Genomic DNA, 3,905 nt, shown 5'->3' with positions numbered 1-3,905 from the left:
GGACAGATACTCGATTGACACGGCGGGAGTTGTGTTTCGGGTTGACACATTTCAAGGTTCGGGCGACACAGGGCTGTCGTTGCACGTGTTATGTGTAATGTGAATACGAGTGTCGCCATGAGTAACAGTACCACAATGGGTACCCATCGCAGGAGGTGTTTTTGCATCTTTTGGCACTCCTTCCTCATCATATAAAAACCAATAAACAGATTGAATTGCGGGTTCACTTCCGATTTTTGGATGGAAGCGACACACCGAGACGCTCGCGAACTTCCTTTCGTATTTTGTTCCGCCGAGACTTTACGGTGTTTGGCAGAATCTTCAGCACACCTGCTGACGCAGCCTCTGTCAATTCCAGTTCCCACAACTCCAAAACTTCTACATAAATGGAACCCATCTCCTCAACAACCTCTCGGATTTCAAGGATGCGTTCTTGTAGGTAATACTTTTGGAAACCTCGTTGCCTTTCTTGCTCAGCGGCGAAGCCATAGTCCTCGTCAGCATTTTCCCTTATGATGCCGCGTTTTTTGGCATTCACGAGGAACGCTTTGCATTTGCTACGCGCGACCTGCTTCATCCACTGTTCTACGGATTCTATATCATCTGATCGTCGGCGGATGCGCCGCACAATCGCGAAGCGGGTCTCTGAATAGATATCCGCTTCTTCCTCGGCATTGTGGATTTCATAATGGATGATGGTTTTCAGCAGCCGCTCATATTTCTCTATGAGGGCGACAAGTGCGTCATCATCTCCATTCTGAATACGCGCCAGCAAGATTTCATCTGAGAAATTTGTTGAGTATCTTGTTTCCATTCATAACAACAAGACCTCGAAAAACAGAAAAAAGGTCACTGCGATGCAAAAAACACCCTTTAAAAATTGTGCGACTTTTTATTTCTATGTACGAAAAATGTCGCAAGTCGTCGGCGTAAAGAATTTCTCCTACAAGTGGTGGAGTAGACTTGTATTGGCAGGTCTAACCTTATAGGAAAAGATATGTATCAATAGGACTCAATGTAAATTCAATGGGACAGAAATTTAAAACCGTCACCTAACTGATCTTTAAATACCTAATTTTTGAGGCGAAATCGTGCAAAAAAAGAAAAATGGGAACTAAAGGACGGACTGCGATACTGCGATACTACAATATTGACGTTGCACCTGTTTTGTGTTATATTTCTTAGCAGGCAATAGATACTAAGGGAAAAACAAAAAGGGTTTCGATCTCTTTTCAGATCAAAACCCTATCATGCGGAGGTTAGCTAACTTTAATGAAATTCAAGGGTAAGGTTGCGTTGGTAACCGGTGGGAGCCGCGGCATCGGAAAGGCAACAGCATTGAAACTCGCTGGTGAAGGTGCGAACGTTGCCGTACACTATTCCCGCGCAATGGATAAAGCAGAAGCGGTTTGTGAACAGATTCGTAACATGGGACAGGAAGCGATGCCCGTGCAAGCCGATATCGCTGATAGAGATGCCGTGAACAAGATGGTCGCAACGGTGACAGCAGAACTCGGTACAATTGAACTGCTCGTGAACAATGCAGGCGATGTCGGTAATAGGACGTTTGAAGAATTGGCACCCGAACATTGGGATCGGATCATCGCGATTAACTTGACGGGTCCCTTCAATGTGCTGTGGGCAGTGAAACCGGGGATGATTGAGCAGCAGTTCGGACGTATCGTCAATGTATCGTCGATTGCTGCGTTGGCAGTCCGCCCGAATCAACTGCCTTATGCGGCGGCGAAAGCCGGGGTTATCTCTCTGACGAAATCGTGTTGTGGACCGCTCGCACAGCATAATATTCGCATCAACTCGGTTGCACCGGGGGCAATCGCGACAGATATGTTAGGTGAAGTTTCAACAGAGATGGCAGAGCAGCTGCGCGCAACAACGCCGCTCGGTAGATTCGGTGAACCCGAAGAGATGGCAGATGTGATAGCGTTCCTCTTAAGCGAGGAATCGAGCTATATGACGGGGGCGACTGTGATTGCAAGTGGTGGTAGGATTCTCATACCATAGGACGTAAAGCGCGGAAGGAAAGGGAGAGTAGGGAAGGATGGAAGGGTGGAAGACTTACACTGAACCTTCTAACTTTTTTTATAGAACTAATTCAAGAACAGTGTCCCCAACCTCTAAATCAAACGCAATGAACGTCTGTTTACCCTCAACGAGAAATGTATTGCTCTGAAAATCGCGGCGAGAATGCACCTCGCGCAAGTCCCACCCGTTGACTTGAATGTGGCGTATCGGCGCATCAATAGCCAAAGTGAAGTTTGCTGTCGGGAATTGGGTAGAGATTTTAATTTGCTGGGTGCGGTTAGAAACCGCACCTACCGGAAACACTGTAATGTCGGTGAGCTCACGCGCCATCCAATAATGACCGATTTCCGAGGTTTTCATCCAGAGCGTTTTTGTGCCATCCGGATCATAATTGTTAAGCCGTGCCTTGACAGTCTTCAATACGTCAAACCCTAACCTTTCACCGTTGAAATAGAAGCCGGGCCAATGCCCGACAAGAACACACGGAAGTTCCTTCTCAAGAATCGGTGGCAAGCGACCACCCCGCAAATCCTCAGTGATGAACCGGTCAGCATCGCCTAAATCGTAGCCTGTCCACCCGCCGAACCAATCGCCAGCACATGAGACAATACTCGCGATGGCGATGCCGTTCTCCTTTTCAGCGTACCAGATAGGCACATCCGGCAATTCATCATGCTTCAACCACAGGAAATAGAACGGACGCGGGTTGTTATTGACATGTTGAGAGGCAGTAAGGACGGCTTTCGCATACACCGCCTCTTGACGTTTGCCGAACGCACCCGGACTGGTGACACCCTCACACGGAATGCCGACATTATCGAGCATCTCCATCGCTGTGATGATGTAGTCTGTGAGTCTATCATCAACGGGCGGGTCCACCCATTCTACCTGTTCCCACGCCTCGGTGAGCGTGAACGTTTCCAGATCAACCACAGCCGTATGCGTGAGCATTTCGGGGGTCAAATCGAAACTCGGCCAGATGAGTTCGCGGTAGACTCGCAGCCATGCGTGATATTCCAGTGTCGAGAATTCTGGAAACCCTTCATCCACGCGTCCCATTCCAGCAGGATACGGAATCAGACTGAATTTACCCTTCACGCCGTTTTCCCAACACCATTCTGCCCATTCCGCTGCGAAATCTGCCGGGATTGTTGGTGGGACTTTCTTGAATTGCGCGGCATCTCCTTCCCAGCGGTCAGGTAGCACACCGGGTTGATGGCGTGCTTTCCAAGCGTGTCGTTGCTGGATCCAGTAGTAGGTAAGATTAATCACGGGACACGAATCATCAACGATAAGGGAGAGCGGCGTTCTTAACAACGGGTTACAAACAGTGATATGCATATTTTTAAATGATTGCCCTCGCTCATTTTTCTCCGATGTCGAAAAATGGAAGGTTTATTAATTACACGATCTCTTGTAGCATTGGACTGCAAGTCTGTGCATCCGGACCGTCACTCCGACGGAAATACCTCGTCAGTGCCTTGAAGACAGCATCTGATATAAGGTACATCATCTACCCACAAACCATCAACGCCGCCTGCTTTATGTGCGGATACCGCCCAATCAACATCTTTAGCTGTCTGAATAAAACCGGCTTCCACAAAAATCCCGTTTGCCCGAAGTTGTTCAACTTGACGGGTAACGGCGTGTGTGAAAGCGTTATAGAGTTGAAAATGATTAATTCGCGTCCATCCCAAAATGATGCGGTTCGCATCAATTGTGGTGGCTGCCTTGAGGAAATTCGCCATCGGGTTGATGAGAATCGCACTCGTCTGTAATTTTGGCTCTAAACGTTTCGCCGCAACGAGTAGGTGTTTGCGAAAGTAAAAAGTAAGGATGCTGGTGAGGTGGACAACCTCGAA

The 3,905-nt window shown here is 48.1% G+C and carries 4 protein-coding genes; 1 reads left to right on the top strand and 3 read right to left on the bottom strand.

What is annotated here, in order from left to right:
- Positions 1–223: 223 nt before the first annotated feature.
- Positions 224–814 (bottom strand): hypothetical protein, encoded by a 591-nt coding sequence (locus OXN25_17940; protein ID MDE0426736.1) that lies wholly within the window; start codon positions 812–814, stop codon positions 224–226.
- A 458-nt stretch (positions 815–1,272) separates the two neighbouring features.
- On the opposite strand from OXN25_17940, the gene OXN25_17935 reads away from it, so the two are divergent.
- On the top strand, positions 1,273–2,022 hold the full coding sequence (locus OXN25_17935; protein ID MDE0426735.1) for a 3-oxoacyl-ACP reductase FabG: 750 nt from the start codon (positions 1,273–1,275) through the stop codon (positions 2,020–2,022).
- A gap of 78 nt (positions 2,023–2,100) precedes the next feature.
- Here OXN25_17935 and OXN25_17930 read toward each other — a convergent pair whose 3' ends face one another.
- Positions 2,101–3,384 carry a hypothetical protein gene (locus OXN25_17930; GenBank protein MDE0426734.1) on the bottom strand — a complete coding sequence of 428 codons (1,284 nt, stop codon included), beginning with the start codon at positions 3,382–3,384 and terminating at the stop codon, positions 2,101–2,103.
- A gap of 110 nt (positions 3,385–3,494) precedes the next feature.
- Positions 3,495–3,905 (bottom strand): hypothetical protein (locus tag OXN25_17925; protein MDE0426733.1); only part of this gene is annotated, 411 nt, incomplete at its 5' end.

This window comes from Candidatus Poribacteria bacterium (assembly GCA_028820845.1).
Taxonomy (GTDB): domain Bacteria; phylum Poribacteria; class WGA-4E; order WGA-4E; family WGA-3G; genus WGA-3G.
This window is presented reverse-complemented; position numbering and strand designations above follow the sequence as displayed.